Origin of the sequence: Shewanella sp. 11B5 (genome assembly GCF_002836795.1) — a bacterium.
Taxonomy (GTDB): domain Bacteria; phylum Pseudomonadota; class Gammaproteobacteria; order Enterobacterales; family Shewanellaceae; genus Shewanella; species Shewanella frigidimarina.
This window is the reverse complement of the sequence record NZ_PJAP01000054.1, coordinates 1-1,426: the sequence shown is the minus strand read 5'-3', so window position 1 is coordinate 1,426 and position 1,426 is coordinate 1. Positions and strand designations below refer to the sequence as shown.

General features: G+C 46.9%; 1 protein-coding gene. It reads right to left on the bottom strand.

Features of this window, described 5'->3' with window-relative positions; genetic code table 11:
* Window positions 1-1,426, bottom strand: a 1,426-nt coding sequence (acnA, locus tag CXF78_RS00450; RefSeq protein WP_145991274.1) for an aconitate hydratase AcnA, incomplete at both ends; no start/stop codon positions are given.

Genomic DNA, 1,426 nt, shown 5'->3' with positions numbered 1-1,426 from the left:
TGTCAACACGACATTTAACCGGAATGGTCACTTGCTCACCATTTTTACGAGTCATAATCACATTTAACATAGCGCCCGGTTTGCGTTCGCCCACCACATCGTAGGTTTCCGTGCCATCAATATGATAAGTATGACGATTATGACCTGCAGTGAACTCAAGCGGTAACACGCCCATACCCACCAAGTTAGTGCGGTGAATACGCTCAAAGCCTTCAGCAACAATCACTTCAACCCCAGCAAGGCGCACGCCTTTTGCAGCCCAGTCACGTGACGAACCTTGACCGTAATCTGCACCAGCAATAATAATCAGTGGTTGCTTACGTTCCATATAGGTTTCAATCGCTTCCCACATGCGAGTGACTTGGCCTTCAGGTTCTATGCGCGCAAGTGATCCTTGCTTAACCTTGCCATTTTCCTGCACCATTTCGTTAAACAGTTTAGGGTTAGCAAAGGTGGCACGCTGCGCAGTTAAGTGATCGCCACGGTGAGTGGCATAAGAGTTAAAGTCAGCTTCAGGCAAGCCCATTTTGTGTAAATATGCACCTGCGGCACTGTCGAGCATAATCGCATTTGATGGCGATAAATGATCGGTGGTGATGTTGTCTCCAAGCACTGCTAATGGACGCATACCTTTCATGGTGCGCTTACCCGCCAATGCTCCGTCCCAATAAGGTGGACGGCGAATATAAGTGCTTTGCGGACGCCAATCATATTGTGGATTTACGTGAGTACCATACTCGACTTTAATGTCGAACATTGGCTCATACACTTTACGGAATTGTTCAGGCTTAACGCTTGCTTTAACAACTGCATCAATTTCTTCGTCGGTTGGCCATATGTCTTTCAACGTAACCGCTTGACCTTGGTTATCGATGCCTAAAATATCTTTTTCAATATCAAAACGAATCGTACCGGCAATGGCGTAAGCAATAACCAAAGGTGGAGATGCTAAAAATGCTTGCTTAGCATAAGGATGAATACGGCCATCAAAGTTACGATTGCCCGACAATACTGCAGTAGCGTATAAGTCGCGATCAATCACTTCTTGTTGAATAACCGGATCAAGCGCGCCGCTCATGCCGTTACACGTGGTACAGGCAAAGCCGACAATGCCAAACCCTAAGTTTTCAAGCTCAGGCAATAAACCTGCTTCTTCTAAATACAATTGCACTGCTTTAGAGCCAGGCGCAAGCGATGATTTCACCCAAGGTTTACGTAATAATCCACGGGCATTGGCATTGCGAGCCAATAAACCGGCAGCAATCATGTTGCGTGGGTTACTGGTGTTAGTACAACTGGTAATCGCAGCAATAATCACTGCACCATCGGGCATTTTACCGGGTTCGTTTTCAACCACGCCACTAATACCACGCGCCGCTAATTCAGATGTCGGTACACGACTGTGTGGGTTAGACGGGCCTGCAAT